Genomic DNA, 20,780 nt, shown 5'->3' with positions numbered 1-20,780 from the left:
GGCTTTTTTTGCTTGTATGATTGGCAGCTATGTAAGAATAGGTATCCCCGGGTCACTTGAGGGTTAATGATATAGTATAATTATCAGCATAATATACTGAATACAAAGTCCTTCAGATTGGAGCGTGTCAGCTTGAAAAAGTATATAGCTTTATTCTTATTGATCAGCGTGTTATGGATACCCGGTGCATACGCCGCCGAAATCCCTGCTGAGCAGGGATTAGTAACCGATAAAGCTGGAATGTTCAGTTCCGCAGAAGCGACGTCCATTTCTGCTGCTGCCACTGGAGATCTGATTACTATGCATGTACTCACCGTAGATTCCCTAAACGGCACTCCGGCCGATAAGTACGCCGAGGATACTTACACCTCTTGGGGATTATCCACACGCGATATTCTCTTGCTGATCTCCGCTGGCGACCAGTCCATTGAACTAAATTTTAACAATCCGGGCTTTCAAACCTCGTTAAATGCCTGGTCCCAAAATCAGGGAGGAAAATCAGGAAGTGCTGCCATTACAGCGCTAGTTAATACTTATTTCATCCCTTATGCCAGAGAAGGTGACTTCGCTGGAGGGACAAAGGCTCTAATTAAAGCGGTCCATTCCATCGGGGAGAGTACCGGAAATACTGGAGGAAATGCAGGAAGTGGTAGTGCAGTTGGCAGTACGAATAGCGGTTCAGGGAACGGAACCTCCGGTAAACCAGGGACCTCGGTCAGTACCGGAAGCCGCTCCAATAGCTCCATGTTTACGATTGTCGCCATTCTAATCGGAATCGGACTAATACTACTTGTGCTATTCATAGTGGTCACAGGTCTACGTCGACGCAAACAGCTAAACGCACAACAAGAGCAATTATCCGATTTGCTAGTACAGGCAAATCGAGCATTGGAGTCATTAAAGCCATTTCAAGGGATCGTTCAGGGAAAAACCGAGGTACTGGTAGAAGGCATTTCAAAACGGCTCTCTGCAAAGCTTGTTGAAATCTCTTCACTGCAAAGTGATGGGCAAGGTGTACAGCCACCCTTTTATCATTTGACTGCCCTTAAGGCAGCCGTGGAACAATTACAGCAGACAGAGGCCTCCTTCCGCGCAGCGCTCGAGGAAGAAGAGAAGAACATTGCTGTCATCAGTGAAGCTGATCGCAATGTTAAACAGCGAATTACAGAGCTGAAAGAGGATGCACCAGAGCTTGAAGAGCAGCTGCAGGGTGCGGTTAAAGAAACTGGCTATGCACTTCAAGAAATTGTAGAAGAGCTCAAGGAGCTTGCCGAGGAGACCTCTAAGGCAGATCAATTGGAGCTTTTTGACCCTATCGCCGCACAAGAAATTACCGAGGATGCACAAGATCGCCAAGAAAAGATTGAACAAGACCTGAAGGATGTCGATCTCTACGATGATAAGCTAAATAAGTTCCCTACGGTTTTAGCTGCAACCCGTGCCAAAATCACAAACATCATCGAGCAGAGTTCACTCCACAACATGAAGGTAAAACCATTTGACCGTCTGGAGCAGGCCCGCGCAGAATCGCTAACGCTTGAAGCGCCGCTGCGTGTTGGAGATATGGATGAGGTGCGCAAGATAGGCGCTACTCTTGACCTTCTCCTGGATGAGGCTGTTGCTATGACAGAACAACAAGCACTTCTTCGGCAGAATAACCGCAGAGATTTAGAGTTATTCCGTACCCAGTGGAGCCAATTAAAACAGCGGCGAGACGGACTGCAAAGCCGGATTACCGAAGCACGTATGTATTTTGAAGAACAACATGTATCAACTGTGGAGAACATCCTTACAGCGTGGAGCACACGCCTTCGGGAAGGTGCTAGTGAAGTGGCGCAGATTGAGAATTGGACCAGTGATGAGCGCGGCGAATATGATAAGGCCCACAATGCGCTAGAACAGTTGCTATCCCTCCAAGATGAAGCTGCAAAGCAGTTCGATGGAGTCTCAGAAAGTCTAAATGCACTTCATGAAAGACTGGATAAGGTCACTCGCCTCTTTTCCGAAGGGCAAAGCCGGGTGGAAACAACCCAGCGTATTCTGCATAGCAGAGGGTTATCTTCTAGAATTCGCTTCGAGCTATCCTTACTGCCGGAATACAGTGCACTGGAACATCGTTTGGCATCCCGGCCTTACAATCTTGAGGAACTGGAATCCCTTGGCCGTTCTTATGATTCACAGATCAATTCCTTTGTGAATGAAGCGAACCGACTCGTTCGTCAGAAGGAAGAAGAAGAGCGACTAGCTCAATTAGCTATGCTGAGAGAACAACAACGCCGCGCACAGGCTCGCAAACGAATGTCCTCTGGCCCACCTTCATCAGGTGGATTCGGTGGAGGACGCTCGTCCGGAGGCTCCTCCTGGAGTGGAGGCGGCAGCGGTGGCAAATCCTCCGGCGGATCTTCTTGGGGCGGCGGAGGGAAGTCCGGCCGAAATTCATCAGGCGGATCCAAGTGGTAGACTTTCTCCAAATAAAAGACTCTTCCAGCCTGCATAGGCGGAAGAGTCTTTTATTATGAATTACTGCTTGCACGACGAAGAAATAGCCAAGATAAGCCCTTTATTTTATTGGCAAATAAATCGTAACGGCTGTACCTACGCCCTCTTCACTTGCTATGGCCACGCGTCCTCTATGTGCAGACACTATTTTTTTAACAATCATGATTCCCAGTCCATTACCGTCACCTCTGGTTGTGTGAAAAGGCTGCCCTAATTTATCCAGCACTTCCTTGTTCATACCCTCTCCGTTATCTTTGAAGGTAATCGTCTGGAATCCATTCTCCACATCTAGGGCAACTGTAATGCTTCCGCCAAAGGGCAAGGCTTCCATTGAGTTTCTTAGGATGTTTAGGAAGACCTGCTTAATCTGATTACGGTCACACAAGATATTCGCATCACAATGGAATTGTGTTTTCAATGATATATTATTCATCTCCACTTGAATCGCAAAAATGCTGAGCACTTCCTGCAGAATCGTGCTACATTGTTCTACCCTATAATGCGCGGCCTGCGGTTTACCTAGTATGAGGAACTCGCTCACAATGAGGTTCATTCTTTCTACTTCTGACATGATAAGATCATAATGTAGCAGTTGCGAATCTTTATTGGCTAGTTGAAGCATTCCTTTGACTGTAGTTAGCGGATTACGAATCTCATGTGCGATACTCATGGCTAGTTGTCCAGCGACCACTAGCTTCTCTGTATTGCGCAACACTTCTTCCGTTTTTTTCATCTCTGTGATATTACGAAGACTCCCTATCACACGAGCTAAACATGCATTCGAATCGTAAACCGGAAGCACATCCAGCATATAATGCTCAAATAAACCGTTGCTCTCCTGAATCACTTCCAGCCCAGCACATGCCTCTTGCTGAAGAATGACGTGTTGAAAATAAGAGCCCACATTCCGAATTTCGAAGACACTGGCACCGATAACAGATGCTTGATGCTCACCATCCAAATGAAGCATGGTTAAGCAGTTCTCATTTATATTGACGACCGTTCCAAGTTCATCCGTTATAATAACACCCAAGTAATTGGTATCCAATAGGATTCGATTTAAAAGCTGAAGCTCAGCATTCCCCCTACGCAGCAAAATCTCGCGTTCGATAGAGTCAGCCATGGTACAGAGCAAAGGCAATAAGTGGGGATGCGCCACATCAATATCCGCCATAAATGATATCGTCCCTAATATTTCAAGCCCATCCTCTTTATAAAAAGGAGCCGTACAGCACACTAAACGATGAAGAATTTGATGATAATGATCTTGTCCCTTCAACTGAAAAGGCCGCTGATGTTCCAGACACAATGCAATTGAGTTTGTACCCACTTCTTTGTTTAGTTGCACACCTTCTTTGATGCCAACCTGCCCTACGAGATCAATAATCGTCGGATCCCCTTTGAACGCCAATAGATAACCTGCATCATCCGATATCGTAACAAGGATCGGATTACCTTTTACTGAAGAAAGGAACTTGTTTACAAAAAAATCAATAACCTCAATCACTTCACTATATACATGGAGTTGTGACCCCAATTCATCTGCAGCATAACATTTTGGAAAAATAGGAGGCTGCTCTGGATCTATTCCTTGATCAATGCAATGCTGATTGGAAGCCTTAATGATAGTCTCATCCGTCAGTATCCCTGTTGTCTTTTCCAAAGCCTTACCCCATTCTGTATGATTCTTCAATTTTGCAATACTAATATGTATTCTACTTCTTTCCCCCTAATCCTTTTCAACCCTAAAAAATCAAAATATCCCAAAGATAAAGAAATATCTTACAGCACAAAAAACTCCGCTCTTTTAAAGAGCGAAGTTGCGGATTCACATTATTTCTTCTTAATGTTTCGGATCATCCAAAAAAGGTTTGTTCACATAATAATACATAACCCCCATCAGAACCCCGCCGCCAATTAGATTTCCGATTGTAACGGGCACAAGATTATGCACCACACCGCCCCACGAAACCGTTCCGGGATGGTCAAGGACTAATGCAATTGCAAAAGTACACATATTGGCAATACTATGCTCATAACCGGAGATGAAAAAACAGAAAACGAATAAGACCATTGCGAACATTTTGGCCCCATCGCCTTTGATATTCATTGGGATGAAAAAAGCCATACAAACAAGCCAGTTACAGAGGATAGCGCGGAAAAAAAGCTGCCCTGCCGGAGCCTCCATTTTATGCTCAACCACATATAGTAAAAAACCATTTACATCAGAACTGTAAAACAGCCCTGTTAAAAAAATCAACAGTGCAAATGCAGCAGCACCAAGAATGTTACCTATATAACTCATGACCCACATGCGTACAACCTCGGACCATTTCATTTTGCGTCTCAAAGCCGTGTACGTGTAATAGAAAGTATCTCCGGTAAATAAGTCCCCTCCACCGTATGAGATTAGGATGATCGCTGCTCCGAAAGTAATCGCAGCCATTGGATACGCAAACGGTGAATGCTCCATATAGAAATAGTTGCCTGTCTTGAAGGCTACAATTACACCAAACCCGATAAACATACTGGCCAGCATGGCTCTGGCAATATAACGCATTATACTTTGCCGAAAAATTTTCTGTTTCTTGAGTGCCAATTGTTCAACCTGAAGCAGCGCCTCGTTCTCCATGTGACCTCCTTAGGGATTTTGGTATTTCCAGCTAGTTAAGGGCTAATCGTACAGCCTTGAGTTATTATACCCAATAACCCGCTGGAAATTACTTGAACCAAGTTGTGGTTGAAAATCCCCGAATTTCTTAGAGGAATTGATGTTAATTCCCGCTAACTGTCGTCATTCAATTTGGCTATCGCTTCTGCTTTTTCGCTGCTGGCTACGATGATAAGCACGAGTATCAAACACCCTAAGATCATATGCCTATCCCCACTTTCTACACATGTAGTCTTGTGACAACTTATGTATGAGGATAGGGCTTTATGATTGCTGTGAGTTCTTGTTCCCTTATTAGTCTTTCAGGACCCCTGTGTAATAGCTTATTGCCTTATAATCTTTATCATAAAAAATAACGATATATTCTTCTGTCTGTCCATTTAAAGCCGGATCAGAAGAATTGAAAACGGCCATTCCTTGATAGACCTGATTTAAATTCTTGACCACATTTTCGACCGTAAAAGCTTGTTCTTTTTCCAGCATCGATCTTGATGTGACTGTGAAATATACAGCCTCCCGGTGTGTGCGTACGTAGTTTTGGACATCAATAAAGTCTACACGTCCGCCGTTGCCATAGTGACGTTCCATAGTCACTCCATCCAACACTTGAACCGCTGAATTGTCCCATGCTGGAGAAAGGACTGAAAAGTTCATCTGCTTCGTCGTATAGCGCAGTGGCTTATCTGCCTTATCGTAATAAACTATCGTTACGTTATAATCACCTATCTTATCCCGAATAGGCAGTAATATTTTATTAATCTCCGAAAAAGCATATTTACCGTAACTACTAGGAGTCTCTAAATCGTTCGCAGTGATCGGATCTTTAGTAATATAGTAAGAAAAGCTTCCAATCTCCCTTCTTAAAGTATCCGGAAAGTCTATAGAATACGCATTAACTAACGTACCGTTAAAATGAAATTCTCTAATACCAATATAGGAAGAGACAAGCGCAAGGTTCTGTAACGGCCCTGATTTCTTAAGTTTTTCAAGAGTTTCTTGAGCATTCATAAGTTTCACTTTACGCTGCTCACTAATCCTCCCACGGAGAGATTCATTAAGTGCCTCATAGGCTCTAGCGGCCCTATTTATAGTATCCTCATCCTTTAACCCTAGACTGAAAGGAATATCGTCAATCCTCTTCTCGGCAGCTTCAATTGCCAGCTCGTCACTTAATTGAACCTTCCCTTCGTAATAAGCGATTGCCTTCAAATTGGTGTCATAGAACACAATCATATATTCTGCTTCGTTGTAGGTTTTATAGTTATAATAAGACTCGTAAGCAATAGGAATATACCCTGGTGATGTTGCCCCGCCGGAAGAATAAGTAGTTTCGACCACTCTAATCCGAGTATCCTTATACAGCATATGTGGAGTAGTAATAATCTCGCTAGCTTGAGGATTCATGTCCATATCCCTATAATACCTAGGGGAGATTGTATAAGAAACCGCATTACCATTTAACTGTGCAAAAGCATTTGTAACATCAATAATATCAGAATAATATTCCCCTGCATTTAACCAACCGTCATAGATAAATTTTTCTTGTGTAATGGTCACTCCACTTTCCAATTTCACCATGTCATTGGCTTGCTCAGTTTGCGAGAACTGCAAGTTCATCTTTTGGGTGTAATACCCTGTGATTTCTTCTTTATTGTTTCTAACAACAACCGATACATACTTTTCCCCATCCCTGCCTCCATCTATATAACTAGAAGACACCGTGATTGTGGGTAACATCTGAGCTGTAAAACCGGACATAGTTATATATGAATTAAGATTAGTAAGGCCCCAACGAAGATCTCTATCATTAATCGGCTCGGATGTAATATAGTAAGTGATCTGATCATTTAGATTCACTGTTGTGCCAAAAACTTTACTAAAGTCAACTTTCAGATAAACGGAATTTGTGACTGACTCATTTGGAGTAGATGTAATATGAATATTTAAGGCGGGCAATTCTTTTATAGGCATTGTAGGTTCAGGGGTTGACGTTGGTGAAGCAGTGGGTGTGGGTGTCGGTGTAGCGGTTGGAGTAGAAGTTGCCTCAGATTGACCACCACCAGCACCACCACCTCCTCCGCCACCACTTCCTCCGCCAGCAGATGCTGCAGTTGCCGTTGGCGCAACACTAGGCAAAGAAGTTGTAACTGGAGAAGCTGTCGGCAACACTATATGCGTAAGAGCCTCAGCGGAATCAATCAGTGTCAAGGACTCTGCACGGGTTAATGCCTGTCCAGGCGCAAAAGTCCCATTAGGGTATCCTTTCAGAACACCGGCTTTAACTGCTGAAGCAACGCTTTCTTTGCTCCATGCAGCAATTTGTCCAGCATCGCTAAACACCTTCAGTTCATCAACACTGCCCCCTTCCAGTTTCAACAGTCTGCTAATAATGACTGCTGCTTCCTGGCGGTTAATTGGAGCATTCGGACGCATCTCGTTGTTAAATCCTTGGATATATCCGGCTTCAACTGCTCTCGCTATCTCATTATATGCCCAGTTAGTAGAAGGCACATCATCGTAACTAATCTTAGCTAGCTTCGTATAATTAAACGCACGGTTGACCAATGTCATAAACTCAGCTCTTGTTATGGTTTGATTTGGCTTTACAGAGCCATCTTCAAAACCCTTCAACTTGCCGCTGTCTAACCAGCTATCAATAGCTTTTTGAGCCCAATGACCTTCGTAATCCTTGCTATTTTGTGCTGTTACTACCCCTAAAGAACTAAAAAGCATACTTACGCCCAGTGCACCAGCTAATATTCCCCTAAACTTTCTGCCCATCCATTTACCCCTCCCAATAGGTATGCCCGTTTCTCTTGAAACAGCGCATGATAAAGCCGATCCTTTCATCTTAGGTGCACCTGAGCATCAATAAATCCATCAGATCTTTACCATAATATCTCATGAGAAAATTTTAGTAAATTGGAATATATTATAACTAATGTTGAAAAAAGAACAAAGAGAAAAACCTGCTGAAAAATTCAACAGGCTTTACATCCTATACTGTGTATTCATGCGAATTTCAGAAACAATTAGTTCAAGAAACTGCTCAGTTGACTCTCAGCCTCTCCTTGCTTCAGTGCCTGAGGCTTGTCCGCCTCATTTAGTCCTAAACGATTACCCAGCTGAGTATTGATTGCCGTCATTTTAGACGTATAATCTTGACAGCTCTCAATAATACGACGGTTGGACTGTTCTGAAGTATCTAGTGCGCTAAGCAGATCACCAATCGCTTGATTCACAGCTTCCATAGACATAGAAGGCTTAGACAGCAACTCGGTTGTTTTCTCTGTAGTGGTACGCAGCAGACGTGCATTTTCTTTAAATTGATCTTCAATCGTCTTATTCGTCGCTTCTACAGCATTGATGACGTTCTCCTGATCCGCTAAAGACATCGCAATCATTGCCGACACCGTGATCAGATTAGAGGTCTTATCAATTGCGTTATTCACGGAATCAATCAGCTTGTCATTATTATCATTAATGATGTCTGTAGCAGCAATCGCTTGATTGTACAGCAGAATCATTTCTGTCATCGACTGAATTCGAACCATCACTTTACGCAATCCGCGCTCCAGATAAGCTTTACGGTACTCATTCTCTGGCTTCGCGATCTCTACCTCGAACAATTCTTTCAACTTAGTGCCGAAAGCAATTTTGGTCTGTAGGTTATAGATCTCTTCCATAGAGGTACGTTTCAGCTGACGCATATTCACAATGCTCTCTTCGAGGGTATCTCTACCATCGCGAAGCCCTGTAACTATGGCATCAATGTTCGTACGAACCGACTGATATTTATACACATAGTTCTTCATTGGACTCTTGCGCAGCATCTTGCCAAAGAAGCTCACATTCTTACTTTGCTGCAGATTCTCACACTCATTCCGCAGCTTCATAATCATATTAGGCACTTCAACGCGCTTACCAGACATCAGGTCATTCACTGGGCGATCCAGCAGCTTCAAGGTTTGTCCTGCTTTTTCCTGCGTCTTAACCCCAAGCTTGCCGATATCATCCATCAAGGAATCCAGTGTAACCGTATCCGTTTGGGATACCTTCTCAATTAATTGTGCCGCTTCCTCGACTACCTTTTGTTCATCTTCTTTTTTTAATTGGATCAACTGCGTGGACATGGGATTCCCTCCTATAGTTCGGAACTGCTGTACCGCTGATGAATCAGTTCCGCCTTCGTCTGAAGTTCCATCAGGTCTTTATGTTCGATCGTGGACGCGATATCCGATATTTTGGAGTCGACATCTCTTAGACCGTTCAGCAGCATTCTCCGATTCTTCGTCTTTGCTTCACCGCCTAGCCGTAAGAACGGATTGATTACACCATTCAAATCCTTCAGAATCAATCTGCGGACCGTATGATTAATCTCGCCGTTATTCAGCTCCTGCAGCAGTGGAATTACACGTTGAAGCCTCGCGAAGAGCGCCAATGATTTCTCGACAATTTCATTGTCCAGCGTATCCTTCTGCCCTTCTGAGATAATCATATCTTCCAGAATACTAAGATACTCCACAACCGGAGCGAACTCCGGTCCAATCTTCACCCCGCTCTCAGTTCTACTGTCATAGCCGTGATTACCTGATGTGGTATCATTTGTCGTGGTGCTTAATTGAGGAGCACTCTCAGCGGGTGCCTTAGCAATAGGTGTCGTCACAGGGCCTGCTGGCAACACCTCCGCTGGGAGATTGGTTCTTGGACTTCTCGTTACCAGAGCACCTATCCCCGCACCCGCTAAAGGCAACAGCAGAGAGATGAATTCGGGCAGAAAAGAGCTCGTTAATACAGCAACAACATAACCGATACCGGCGTAAAGCAACACTTTCGATTTAAACTGAATTGTTCTCACCTCTTGTGAGCGACTTTATGAACGCTCAATTCACGGCATCCGGAATGACAGATTGGCCGTTTATTTTCATAATCATCGGTTGCTCCAGATGGCTAGCCAATACATCACCTTCAAAATTCATAGGCTGAACCTCGCCACCGAGTGCGCTTTTGACGGCTAAATAAGGAAAGTTAATCCCTGACAGACATGACATATGCAGTCCACCGGACATTCGTGGGTTAATTTCCAACAACTTTGGAATATCTCCATTGTATTTCATTTGAATATTGAAATTGAAGGGGATCTTGTAAACTTCTGCAACTCTAGCTGCAATCTCCTCCAGTTCAGGAATATGCTCCATCAATCGCAGACGACCGCCCACTTTTCGACGTGGCACAGCCACTAATAGCTTACCGTTCTCATCTGCCAGACAATCTATACTATACTCGTAACCCTCCAGTAATTCCATCACCATCAAATCAGGGAAGCTCTCTTTGCTTGCAAGAATATGATAGGCATCCTCAAACGTAATCAATGGAGTTACATACCCAAAAAGCTCTTGAAGCGGATCGCGGGTATTGTCGATAATTCGGAAGCCTAACCCGCCTTCTGTTTCAGTAGGTTTAAAGCAAACACGATGTCCCTTGGCAACAAGGTCCGTGTAAGCGTCTTTAAACTGCTCCGCTGTACTAACTACATGATAATCCGGGATACTCATGATGCCCTGCTCACTAACATTCTCGTAAAATTTACCTTTGTCCATAATGGACTCCAGCAGATCAAGATCTCTACAGACCAGAACCTTAGTACCAATCGCATCAAACATTGCCACATGGAGAGCAATATCAAGCATATGCAACCGTGGAATAAAGACATCGATCTCATTACGCCGACAGAAATCAACGCAAAACTGAACATATTCTATTCCCTTCAGCGCCGGCTCGGTTTCAGCAAAGTCAGCACCTTGTAGCGACATATGGCGGATATCCGGGTGTGTTGCAAAGATTTGAACCGGTATACCATCCTCGTTATTGCGAAGGAGATTCATATAATGGTAAGCCACGGAAAACCAACGATTGAAATAAATATTTACCTTTTTCATAGTGGCCCCACTCCCAATGCAGTTAGATTATTATAGATCATATTTACATACTGCAAAATCTCATCTCCAGCAAATACGCCTGATTCTTTCGTAAATGGATATCTTGATTTTACAAGACCACTCTGTTGCTCTGCAAATATTTCACCATGGCAAGGAGCAATAGCATAGTCGGCACTCTCAAGCAGACTCTTATCTAGCAGTGAGTCCCCGGAGGCTACCATAGGTTCAGAACGAACGGTGCGCCGCAAATGGAGTATAGCGTCGCTTTTGTTCACGGCAGCCGGCACAGCGTACAGCTTGCGGCCTTGTAAAGAAACCCTCCAGCCAAGATTATAGAGCCGATCTGATAGATTAGTGATTTCATCTAAAGGTAACTGATCCCGATAAACCATGAAGGAATAGAATAGATCATCACAATAATTCTCACTAATGATCCAATCCTCACGTACAACCGCCTTGATATATGATCTAACCTCTTCAGCCCCAGCAGAGTGACGAGCTACCAAGCTACCGATTGATTCTCTCCATTCCTTATCGACAACACCACCGATTAAGATATTCCCCCCATTGCTTGTAACCGCATAGTCCGGTATTACTGTTTCTTGAAATAGATTAATACGCTTATATTGTTGTATCGTACGCGTAGTAACCGGGATGAAAATAATCCGTGTGTTCAGATCCATCAGCTGATTTAATGCATGCTGCGAAATATAGGATCTCGTCTTTCCCTCGATAATTTCCGCCGGAATTAGACCTGGAGTATTCTCCGGCACACCTATTGCACCTAAAGAATAGATCAAAGTACGATCTAGATCACTAGCATATATCATTCTGTCTCCCCCTTCAGCGGTTTAATTATTCCGCAGCAGGAGTACGTCATCCCAGGAAAGATCTCAACAGGAACGCCCCGGTCCTTCGCTAAGAGAAGAATATGCTTTAGATTCGGATTATCCATAGTATCGACAAGAATTTTCCAAGGTACTCTACGTAGTAATACGCGGGTTGTTTCGCCGACTCCCGGCTTTATCAGATTAATGTTATCTATTCCGAAAGTCTCCTGAATACTCTGAATATCACGAAGACCCTGCCAAGTAATTTCTGGCGGATGCTCCAGCATCTGTTCAGCAATATTCTTCGCTTCTTCTACTACGGAAGGAAAATACGGGCAAATCGTATCAATAAATACATTGGACTCGTCCGCATTCAGCCACTCCTTATAAAACTTTGAACCATGAAATTCCTCAGGACCAATGAGATCAGCGTGTAACACCGTTCGGCTCATCAGCCCAGAAACGGTAGAGTTTAAGCAGGCGCTAGGAATGAGATAGTCTTCTCTAGTCCCAAACATACCTGCGCAGCTTCCAGGGTCAGCCAATACGGCAAGATCATCATTTAAGCGAATACCATACTTCTCATAGAAGGTATTGCAAGAATCAATCAGCACCCCACGGATAGCCCCTTTTCCTGTCCACCCATCCACAAACTGCAAATCAGCATCAAGTCCATGCTTCTGCAGAATGTAGAGTATCGCATTCTCATCTATACCTTTTCCTCGAATAATAGAAATACTATAATGCGGCAAGTCTACCTCGTATCTCTCAGTTATATAACGCTTAATCAGTATACCAACGGGTGTTCCTGCTCTAGCTAAAGAGACAAGCACCGTACTTAGTCCTCTTCTTGAGACAATCATCTCAGAAACAATGGCAACAGCTAAAGCTACCTTCTTAGCCGATTGCTGCAGCGTCTCATGAAACAGGTCGACATACTGCTCGGTAGGCTGATATTCAACGGGCAACATCTCAGAATAATGGACACCCGATTGAATAGCTTCCTCCCTTTCCTCCGTCGCCAGCTCCAGCGAAATGTCACTAAGATCCTTGAGCAGAAACGTAACATCTGACGATGGATAGCTACCTAGCGGAACTGGTTCTGCTATTTTTTTGTCCATGACTTTATGATTACTTGTTCCCTTCATACTGGAGGCCCTCCACTTCTTCCTTCAGGAGTCAGTACAATAAGATGCACTTTATGGCGGGCAAGTGTCTTCAGTATATCAAGCATGGGTTTCATTCGTTCATGCGGTACATCACGCTCAATCAGCACGAATATTTCATCATACTGATCAGAATCCACATTATAAATAAAGTTTGTAATTTCCGGATCGCTAGCTGAAGGATATGCGGCAGCACTATGCACTCCGTAATCTGGTCGACGTTCAGGGTGGATTGGACTGCGAGTAGAGGACTGATACGAAATGCCTTCCCCCATCTCAGCCGCTATCCGCATAGGAAGGTACATAAATTCACCTACACCCATCACTAGAGTCTTAGAATTCCCCCCTCGTAGTTCTCTTAGCTGAGCGGCTATCCGGGTTACCCCTACATCAAGATCATCATTATTCAGCGACTCCAGTCCGAAACGTCCGCTGTATTTCACATAAGGAGACGAGTTGGTGTCACCATATGAATCTACGGATGTTGCCTGCAAACGTTCTAAACCGTCCACTACATAAGTGGTCACTACTTCGGATTCCACTGAAGACGATAACAAATCTTTGTCATTCCCAGCATTTAGCAAAGGCGTGCCTTTTACTTCAATACTGCCTTGAAGCAAACACAAGGACTTAATCCGAATCCCCAGTTCCTGTTCTAATTCGCTATAGGTATGAAGATTATTACCGCTCCTCCAATCCAAAATAGAAACGACTACGTATTCCTCCCGAGGGAATTTGGACTGAATATCACGGATCGTATTAATGGCTGTATTCCCTGTTGTAATCTCATCATCCACCAAAATAATCGGCTCAGTCCCTGATAATAGCTTAATATTCAAGGCGTAACATAGATGGTCAACCGCATGTGAATGCTCTTCTTCAAAGCTAACAATGGACTCCAAATCGATGATATGTTCACGGGTAGTATGAATATATGATGCTGCATCAGCAAACATGTTGTACACACTGTGACCCAGTGCAGTTGCAGTCTCAGCAAAGCCAATAAAGACAACAGGCCTAGGAAGAACTAATCGTGCAGCTAATAAATGCTCATAGGCTTCCTTGGCAGACTCAGGATGTATCAGTCCGTGTACAGCTTTATCTAATAAATCTTCCATCCTATCATTATCCGCAGAATTACCGTTCATCTCCTGATATAACAGCAGCGCTAATGCAGCACCACTTAGCAGAGAGGTGTACGGATTAACAGGGATATGTTTACCAAGTACCTTGCTGACGAACAAAAAGGAGCGTTTCTTATTAATCCGGGCTGCCATGGAGAATAAAGTATCCACAGGCAAATGAAAGGGATTAGATGTTTCGGTAACCATAACCTGCAGGTTCTCGACTATGTTATACGTGTGTAAATTCGTTTTCGGGTAATAATCCGACAAAATGCTGTTGTTCATGTAACACCCCGTATATTTGTGATCGTAGTAAAATCCGTTTTGCCCAGTTCAAATGCGGCTTAATCTCGTTCATCTTATTAGAATATTGACTCTTGAAGACGCCTAGGCTACCATCGTTACTCTCTACGATACTGCAGGCGTCAACATATTCCTCGTGCATTACCGTGTACATGGCCTGAACAGGTCTGAGATGTGAGGGATGTATAATCGTCTTGCCCAAGATCCCATTTTCTTTATCTAAAATCACTTCACGAATAAGCCCATCCATGCTGCTAGAAATGTAACTATTTCGCATGTCGCGGCCGTTTTTACCATAGGTGTCCTCAAATGGAGTCTGCCGTAGCTGTGGTCTGAGCACCCGATGCCCTTTATTCGCAAAATATTCCCAGACTGGTCCGGAAATTACATACCCTTCTTCCACTCTGCCAAAAATATTAATAATATCCGATATGCAGTCTCGAATAGGGGTAAGATCATAAATACTAATATCAGGACTACGGCGCAGTCCGAATAAACTTGAGAAGTCTGTTGCTCCAATTCTAACGTTCAACACATATTCGCGGTAATTGCCTAGCAAATTACGAATAGATAAAAGACTATCTACCCGGCTCTCCCGGTAAATAATAGGCGCACTTTCCAGAATTGGCATGCCATAAAGCACTGGGTCTGAGTAACTGCGCGTTCTATTGTAATCGGCTATCGCCTCGAAATATTGGATTCCGTTGTCGACCGAAAACTTAGGGAAAACAAACCCTGTTAACATCGTAACCAAAGACCCTAACCGAAAAATCAGCTGCCGTAGCTGCTCCGGGTTACGAACTCGGATGAAGAGGAGCGGAAGACTATCACTCCCGCTTGGCTCGTTCTCCTCATATGCGGCGAGAAAAATAAGATGCTGAATGAGAGACTCCTCTGCATGGTCAACCTCGTTATCTCCGATCGCATCCTCCAGATCAATAATAACGGTTACAAGTCCTGCACTTTTGAGCTTCAAAATGTCTTCGGGAACACTAGCACGAGTTGCTGGCATATAAAGGGCAGCTCCAACAGCATGAGCCAGCAAATCTTTACTCGTAGTATTATGGTTAAATGAAATCGGCGGATTATAAAATAAGGCTATTTCTTGTTCTTTCGTCAGGTAATCGAAGTATCTCAAGATGGTTCCCCCTTATAGTTTTGCGAAGCCAAGCAAAACAAGCGCAGGCCTCTCCTATAGAGAGTGGCAGAACCAGCTATACCCTATCCGGTTCTCTCATATATAAGTGAAGGCCTACGCTATAAACATATACGATTACCTGAAAGCAGCAGTGTTCAACTAGCTTTGAAATCAAGCATTTCTATGGGCTTCTTTTTTCTTACGCAGTACGCTGTAAAGGATCGTACCACCGAATACAAGAATAATGATTGAAAAGAATAATACATGTGGCATTTCGTACCCAAAAGCGCCCGCGAGCATTTTACCAGCAATAATGGCAATAAGCGCAAAGGCGGCACGCTCAAGTTCCGGAATTTTATCAATAAGCTTCAAGAATAATTGCGCTACTCCCCGCATCATCAGAACGCCTATGATTCCGCCCATAAAGAGCACCCAAACCTGGTTACTAACACCAAATGCAGCAATAACACTATCAATGCTGAAAGCAATATCCATTAATTCAACAAGGAAAACCGTCTTCCAAAAAGAGAACCCCTTATTCTCGATCTTCTCATCGCCACCGCCCTTAAATAACCCGCCATAGGCGATATAAAAGAGATAGGCTGCACCAAGAACCTTAACCAACATAAATTTAATAAGAAATGTCCCTAGACCGATAGCCAAAAACCTAAATACATAAGCGCCTATAATACCGTAAAAGAGCGCCTTCTTCTGTTGTTCCTTAGGTAAATGCTTAACCATGACGGCGAGAACAAGCGCATTATCTGCAGAGAGCAGTCCCTCTAGCAGAACTAAACTACCAATAATGCCCCAGCTAACCGGGTCTGAGAGCGTACCTACCACATCGCTCCATGAGAAAAAATGACCGTAGTTCTCACTAATATTCCTAAAAAAATCAGCGAACCAATCCATTACACTTGCGCCTCCGAAAAAATCGTCTATTTACTGCCAGCAACCCAGCGCAGTCCCCAACCATATGCCTCATCAATCTCCCGATGACCACTGTAATATTGGACCAGCCGTTCAACACTGAATGTCTCGTTATTCACATTCCGAAATAACGCGATAGCACACATGCCTTTGCGGTTGTTATGCTCGTCCAAATTGACAATAATATCGGGGCCGCCACTCTGGGTAATCGTGACAACACCGTCAGCTTCTGACCAATTGGTAACGCCTTTATAAATAAAAGAAAAAATTAGAATCCGTTCAATATCAGCAATTTTGCTGCCGTTAATCCGCAGATTCTCACCGGTTGTTACAGAGCCTGTCCGGTCATCTCCATCAAGCATGACATAAGGAGGTTGGTTCAATGAGCCAAAAGCATTGCCCAGCGCCTGAACTACTCCCTTGCTGCCATTCTTCAACTCATATAGACAAGCAAGATCTAAATCCACACCATTTTTACGATTAAATAGCCCTCCACCCTGCTTCTGATTCCAGTTGAGGTTAATTAGCAATTCACCCAAACCACCAGCTGATTTCTTCAGGTTGATCGAATCACCTTTTTTCTTCAGTTCGATCTTCTTCAGGTTGAGATTGACCGGAGGGGGTGTTACAGCTGAAGGCGCGGCTGCAGGAGGAGGTGGAATCTGAATCTTAGGCTCCGCTACCGGCGCTGATTGACGTTTAAGCTCTGGCTGCGGTGGAGCAGCAGGCTTAGGCACTGGTATTGGTGTCGGTGCTGGTTCATCGTTCGTTTCTAATCCAAAGTTCTTACACAGTTCCTGTAGACCACCAGCAAAACCCGCGGCAATGGCGCTGAATTTCCATTCACCGTTATATCTATATAATTCTCCTACCACAACAGCCGTTTCCACGGAGAAATGATTTTCAAGATCACATCGGAGAAGCTCCGCACCTGTTACTTGATTCAGAATCCGAAAATAGGCCTGATTTACCTGCCTAAAACTTTGACCTCGCTTCTCGCCATCATAAATGGTAAGTGTAAACGCGAGTTTCATCACATCAGAAGGAATTTTGTTTAGTTCCACGTCAAATTGCTTGAGGCTGTCTGATGTAGGCATTTCCTTATATCTGATATAAGGTGTAGACGGATTATTATAAAATATCAAATCCTCATCTTTGCTTACTTTACCTTGCGCTCCAAGCAGAAAAGCAGAAGTATCAATCTCAAGTGAAGATGGCGATTGCCAGCCAATCTCTACGATAAGAGAATCAAGTCCAGGATTGCCTTTAGTTAAATCGACCTTTTGTCCTTTAACAACTGTAATACCCATTCTTACACCACCTTTATAAATGGAGCAAGCATAAACGCCTTCGATGTCCTTATAAGGACGACAAGCGTTTAAGCGAGAAATATAAGATATATAGTATCGTATGAACCTTAACTTGCTTATATTTTTAAATAACCCCACATAGTGGAGTTTATCCTTCGAGATCCCTTCCATGTCCTTTGTGAGGGAATCCATAAAGAATTAAAAAAGGGCAGGATCGGTGATGACCCCGCCCGGAAGATGCTATTGCGCGTCCAGCCCATAATTTCTACACAATGCGCTAAGACCGCCGCCAAAACCACTACCAATAGCCTGGAACTTCCAATCCGCACCATTGCGGTAGAATTCACAGAATACAACGGCTGTCTCTGTTGAGAATTCTTCACCCAGGTCGAAACGAAGTACTTCCCGATCCGACGAAGCATCCACAACTCGTACAAAAGCATTGGAGACTTGTCCAAAGTTCTGTGCACGAGATTCGTAATCATAAATGGTTACTGTTATCCCAATACGCTGAATATGGGCAGGGATTTTGGTGAAATCAACGATGATTTGCTCGTCATCTCCGTCACCTTCACCTGTACGGTTATCTCCAGTGTAGATTACAGAACTCGCACCACCATTTGGATTGTTATAGAATACAAAATCATCTGTACCTTTAGCCTTGCCGTCTTCATGAAGCAGAAACGCTGAAGCATCGAGGTCAAATTCTTGACCTCCACTATATTTATTAGTGTCCCAGCCCAATCCAACTACTACCTTTGTCAGACCTGGATTAGTCTTGGTAAGATCAATTCGCTGTCCTTTGGAGAGACTGATCGTCACGGACATAACCTTCTTTCATTGAGTAGATTCAGTTCACTGTGTAACTCTAAGCTCTATACTACAAGGCTTATTGCAGGCCGTAATCGCGAGTCAAACCGCTCAAGCCGTCTTTGTAGCCGCTACCGATGGCATTGAACTTCCACTCTGCACCATGACGGTATAGCTCACCAACAACAACACCAGTTTCAATAGAGAAGTCTTCACCCAAATCGAAACGAATGAGCTCCTCATTGTTTAAATCATTTACGATACGTACATAAGAACGGGAAACTTGTCCGAAGTTTTGGCTTCTTGCATCAGCTTCATAAATCGTAATGGTAAAAGCTACCTTTTCCACATCTGCTGGGATACTCAGAAGATCCACTTGAACCTGCTCATCATCACCATCGCCGTCACCCGTACGGTTATCACCTGTATGAACAACTGAACCATTCTCATTCTGTTTATTATTGAAGTAAATAAAGTTCGTTTCTTTTTCAACTTTGCTGTTCGCATTAGTCAAGAATACAGAAACGTCCAAATCGAAATCTTTACCGCCATCATATTTATTAGTGTCCCAACCAAGACCTACTGTGATTTTGGATAGACCCGGATTTGTTTTTGTTAAATCGATCTTTTGACCTTTAGATAGATTAATTGCCATGATAACATTCCTCTTTTCTTTTATTTGGATTATACGTAGCGTTCTGCCAGTTGATTGATATGTGCCGCGTGACTACCTTCACCAATTGCGGCGAATTTCCATTCTCCACCTTGTCGGTACAGCTCCCCACAAATCAGTGCCGTGTAGCCATTGTAATTATCAGATAGGTTAAAGCGGATTAGTTCATTATTGCCTACAGCATTCATAACACGGATATACGCTGATTTGATCAGACCAAAATCCTGTTTACGATTTGTGGCATCATAAATATTCACCACTACAAGAACCTTGTGCACATCAGAAGGAATAGCATTCAGGTTGACCATGATTTGTTCATCGTCTCCGTCTCCATCACCCGTGAGATTGTCTCCAGAGTGAATAACAGAGTTACAAGGACTTTGCTTATTATGGAAGCAAATCAGGTTCCCCTTCTTAACTAACTTACCATTCTCATTAAGCATCAATGCTGAGGCATCACAGTCCACGTTGGCCTGTTTCTTCACACCGAAGAATCCTCGAGCCGGCGCAGCCGGATCCCAGCCTAAACCTACAATTACGTTAGATAAGCCTGCATTACCTTTTGTGAGATCAATCTTCTGACCTTTTACCAGATTAATTCCAGCCAACTTTACGTACCTCCATTCTCTAAAAAAAATCACCATCTAGTAGTCTAGCTTTTGGATGTTATATGAGTGATACGCTAAAGAATTAAATACGTTTCATCCGAACTCATGTATAGGGTATTACATCATTTATAAACTGAATTCACTAGGGTTTAATCCCAAGACACCGCAAATATGCCGCACAACTGCTTTTTCATTGTCATCAAAATCACCATCAGCTGATCCAATAGCTGAGCACACACCCACAATTACACGTCCCACATCTGGTTTGCCAGTAAACTTACCGATGGCTTTCAGTGCTTCCTGCTTACCGATTTCTGGTGAGAACTCAAAGTTACTTACATAAAAGTTGAACTGGGTAATGACGTCTCTCATGTCAAACACCTTTAGCTCATTGCTCATATTCATATAGCCGGCCATTTTGTTCTTTTCAGCTTCTTCTATCTTACCGTCGGCAGCAGCAACTAAGGCGCAACCCGCAACTACCGCATTCATGAAATCTTTATTTTTGAATTTCTTCACTTGATCTGTTAGTCCGTTTTTGGTTGTGTTCAACCAGCTTTTAAATGTGCTCATCGTATTCTCCTTCTATCACCGTAAGATTATGATAACAAAAGATATCCTAGAGCCTCCTCTCCACGTATCCGACAGAATTTTCATAGTAGATCCCTGAATCACGGTTTACTCTTCTAATATACCTGATAAAATAGCAATATTCTACTTTTCCAGACTTTTACAGCTCTTTTGACAGAAAGTTGAAACACCAAAAAAAGGCATTGCCA

General features: G+C 43.5%; 17 protein-coding genes. 1 reads left to right on the top strand and 16 read right to left on the bottom strand.

The window, feature by feature from the left end:
* The first annotated feature begins 132 nt into the window (after positions 1-132).
* The gene (locus MHB64_RS01895; RefSeq protein ID WP_341133598.1) at positions 133-2,460 is read left to right on the top strand and encodes a TPM domain-containing protein; all 2,328 of its coding nucleotides are present in this window, start codon (positions 133-135) and stop codon (positions 2,458-2,460) included.
* Positions 2,461-2,560: 100 nt separating this feature from the next.
* On the opposite strand, the gene MHB64_RS01890 is transcribed toward MHB64_RS01895, so the two are convergent.
* The 16 genes from MHB64_RS01890 to MHB64_RS01815 all read right to left on the bottom strand — a co-directional run bounded on the left by MHB64_RS01890 (position 2,561) and on the right by MHB64_RS01815 (position 20,574).
* Positions 2,561-4,192 carry an ATP-binding protein gene (locus MHB64_RS01890; RefSeq protein ID WP_341133597.1) on the bottom strand — a complete coding sequence of 544 codons (1,632 nt, stop codon included), beginning with the start codon at positions 4,190-4,192 and terminating at the stop codon, positions 2,561-2,563.
* Positions 4,193-4,342: 150 nt separating this feature from the next.
* Complete coding sequence (locus tag MHB64_RS01885; protein ID WP_280787136.1) at positions 4,343-5,131, bottom strand: formate/nitrite transporter family protein; 789 nt, start codon at positions 5,129-5,131, stop codon at positions 4,343-4,345.
* Positions 5,132-5,464: 333 nt separating this feature from the next.
* The gene (locus MHB64_RS01880; RefSeq protein ID WP_341133596.1) at positions 5,465-7,951 is read right to left on the bottom strand and encodes an S-layer homology domain-containing protein; all 2,487 of its coding nucleotides are present in this window, start codon (positions 7,949-7,951) and stop codon (positions 5,465-5,467) included.
* Positions 7,952-8,202: 251 nt separating this feature from the next.
* A complete protein-coding gene (locus MHB64_RS01875) occupies positions 8,203-9,303 on the bottom strand; it encodes a toxic anion resistance protein (protein ID WP_042184271.1) in 1,101 nt (366 codons plus the stop codon).
* Positions 9,304-9,314: 11 nt separating this feature from the next.
* Positions 9,315-10,019 (bottom strand): hypothetical protein, encoded by a 705-nt coding sequence (locus MHB64_RS01870; RefSeq protein ID WP_341136039.1) that lies wholly within the window; start codon positions 10,017-10,019, stop codon positions 9,315-9,317.
* 34 nt (positions 10,020-10,053) lie between these two features.
* Positions 10,054-11,109, bottom strand: coding sequence for an ATP-grasp domain-containing protein (locus MHB64_RS01865; RefSeq protein WP_094869644.1), 1,056 nt, complete (start codon positions 11,107-11,109; stop codon positions 10,054-10,056).
* Positions 11,106-11,939, bottom strand: a complete 834-nt coding sequence (locus MHB64_RS01860) for an HAD family hydrolase (protein ID WP_094869643.1) — start codon at positions 11,937-11,939, stop codon at positions 11,106-11,108. Before MHB64_RS01860 ends, MHB64_RS01865 begins: the two co-directional genes overlap by 4 nt.
* Complete coding sequence (locus MHB64_RS01855; protein WP_341133595.1) at positions 11,936-13,087, bottom strand: cysteine protease StiP family protein; 1,152 nt, start codon at positions 13,085-13,087, stop codon at positions 11,936-11,938. Before MHB64_RS01855 ends, MHB64_RS01860 begins: the two co-directional genes overlap by 4 nt.
* On the bottom strand, positions 13,084-14,514 hold the full coding sequence (locus tag MHB64_RS01850) for a phosphoribosyltransferase family protein (RefSeq protein WP_094869641.1): 1,431 nt from the start codon (positions 14,512-14,514) through the stop codon (positions 13,084-13,086). The genes MHB64_RS01855 and MHB64_RS01850 overlap by 4 nt, the downstream gene beginning before the upstream one ends.
* The gene (locus MHB64_RS01845) at positions 14,459-15,670 is read right to left on the bottom strand and encodes an HpcH/HpaI aldolase/citrate lyase family protein (RefSeq protein ID WP_231573371.1); all 1,212 of its coding nucleotides are present in this window, start codon (positions 15,668-15,670) and stop codon (positions 14,459-14,461) included. The genes MHB64_RS01850 and MHB64_RS01845 overlap by 56 nt, the downstream gene beginning before the upstream one ends.
* Before the next feature lie 171 nt (positions 15,671-15,841).
* Positions 15,842-16,582: a TerC family protein gene (locus MHB64_RS01840; RefSeq protein ID WP_094869640.1), complete on the bottom strand. Its 741-nt coding sequence runs from the start codon at positions 16,580-16,582 to the stop codon at positions 15,842-15,844.
* 26 nt (positions 16,583-16,608) lie between these two features.
* Complete coding sequence (locus MHB64_RS01835) at positions 16,609-17,910, bottom strand: TerD family protein (protein ID WP_341133594.1); 1,302 nt, start codon at positions 17,908-17,910, stop codon at positions 16,609-16,611.
* Between the two features lie 240 nt (positions 17,911-18,150).
* On the bottom strand, positions 18,151-18,732 hold the full coding sequence (locus MHB64_RS01830; protein WP_094869638.1) for a TerD family protein: 582 nt from the start codon (positions 18,730-18,732) through the stop codon (positions 18,151-18,153).
* Between the two features lie 67 nt (positions 18,733-18,799).
* On the bottom strand, positions 18,800-19,375 hold the full coding sequence (locus tag MHB64_RS01825; RefSeq protein WP_094869637.1) for a TerD family protein: 576 nt from the start codon (positions 19,373-19,375) through the stop codon (positions 18,800-18,802).
* A gap of 29 nt (positions 19,376-19,404) precedes the next feature.
* The gene (locus tag MHB64_RS01820) at positions 19,405-20,001 is read right to left on the bottom strand and encodes a TerD family protein (RefSeq protein WP_341133593.1); all 597 of its coding nucleotides are present in this window, start codon (positions 19,999-20,001) and stop codon (positions 19,405-19,407) included.
* Positions 20,002-20,127: 126 nt separating this feature from the next.
* Positions 20,128-20,574: a tellurite resistance TerB family protein gene (locus MHB64_RS01815; RefSeq protein WP_094869635.1), complete on the bottom strand. Its 447-nt coding sequence runs from the start codon at positions 20,572-20,574 to the stop codon at positions 20,128-20,130.
* Positions 20,575-20,780: the final 206 nt, after the last annotated feature.

The organism is Paenibacillus sp. FSL K6-2859 (genome assembly GCF_038008265.1).
In the GTDB taxonomy this organism is placed as follows: Bacteria; Bacillota; Bacilli; order Paenibacillales; family Paenibacillaceae; genus Paenibacillus_AQ; species Paenibacillus_AQ nitricinens.
This window is presented reverse-complemented; position numbering and strand designations above follow the sequence as displayed.

Bases quoted from the DNA above. Each gene is read 5' to 3' on its own strand.
- MHB64_RS01855 (WP_341133595.1), bottom strand. From the start codon at position 13,087: ATGAAGGGAACAAGTAATCATAAAGTCATGGACAAAAAAATAGCAGAA.
- MHB64_RS01875 (WP_042184271.1), bottom strand. From the start codon at position 9,303: ATGTCCACGCAGTTGATCCAATTAAAAAAAGAAGATGAACAAAAGGTA.
- MHB64_RS01880 (WP_341133596.1), bottom strand. From the start codon at position 7,951: ATGGGCAGAAAGTTTAGGGGAATATTAGCTGGTGCACTGGGCGTAAGT.
- MHB64_RS01835 (WP_341133594.1), bottom strand. From the start codon at position 17,910: ATGGGTATTACAGTTGTTAAAGGACAAAAGGTCGATTTAACTAAAGGC.
- MHB64_RS01860 (WP_094869643.1), bottom strand. From the start codon at position 11,939: ATGATATATGCTAGTGATCTAGATCGTACTTTGATCTATTCTTTAGGT.
- MHB64_RS01850 (WP_094869641.1), bottom strand. From the start codon at position 14,514: ATGAACAACAGCATTTTGTCGGATTATTACCCGAAAACGAATTTACAC.
- MHB64_RS01825 (WP_094869637.1), bottom strand. From the start codon at position 19,375: ATGGCAATTAATCTATCTAAAGGTCAAAAGATCGATTTAACAAAAACA.
- MHB64_RS01885 (WP_280787136.1), bottom strand. From the start codon at position 5,131: ATGGAGAACGAGGCGCTGCTTCAGGTTGAACAATTGGCACTCAAGAAA.
- MHB64_RS01865 (WP_094869644.1), bottom strand. From the start codon at position 11,109: ATGAAAAAGGTAAATATTTATTTCAATCGTTGGTTTTCCGTGGCTTAC.
- MHB64_RS01840 (WP_094869640.1), bottom strand. From the start codon at position 16,582: ATGGATTGGTTCGCTGATTTTTTTAGGAATATTAGTGAGAACTACGGT.
- MHB64_RS01815 (WP_094869635.1), bottom strand. From the start codon at position 20,574: ATGAGCACATTTAAAAGCTGGTTGAACACAACCAAAAACGGACTAACA.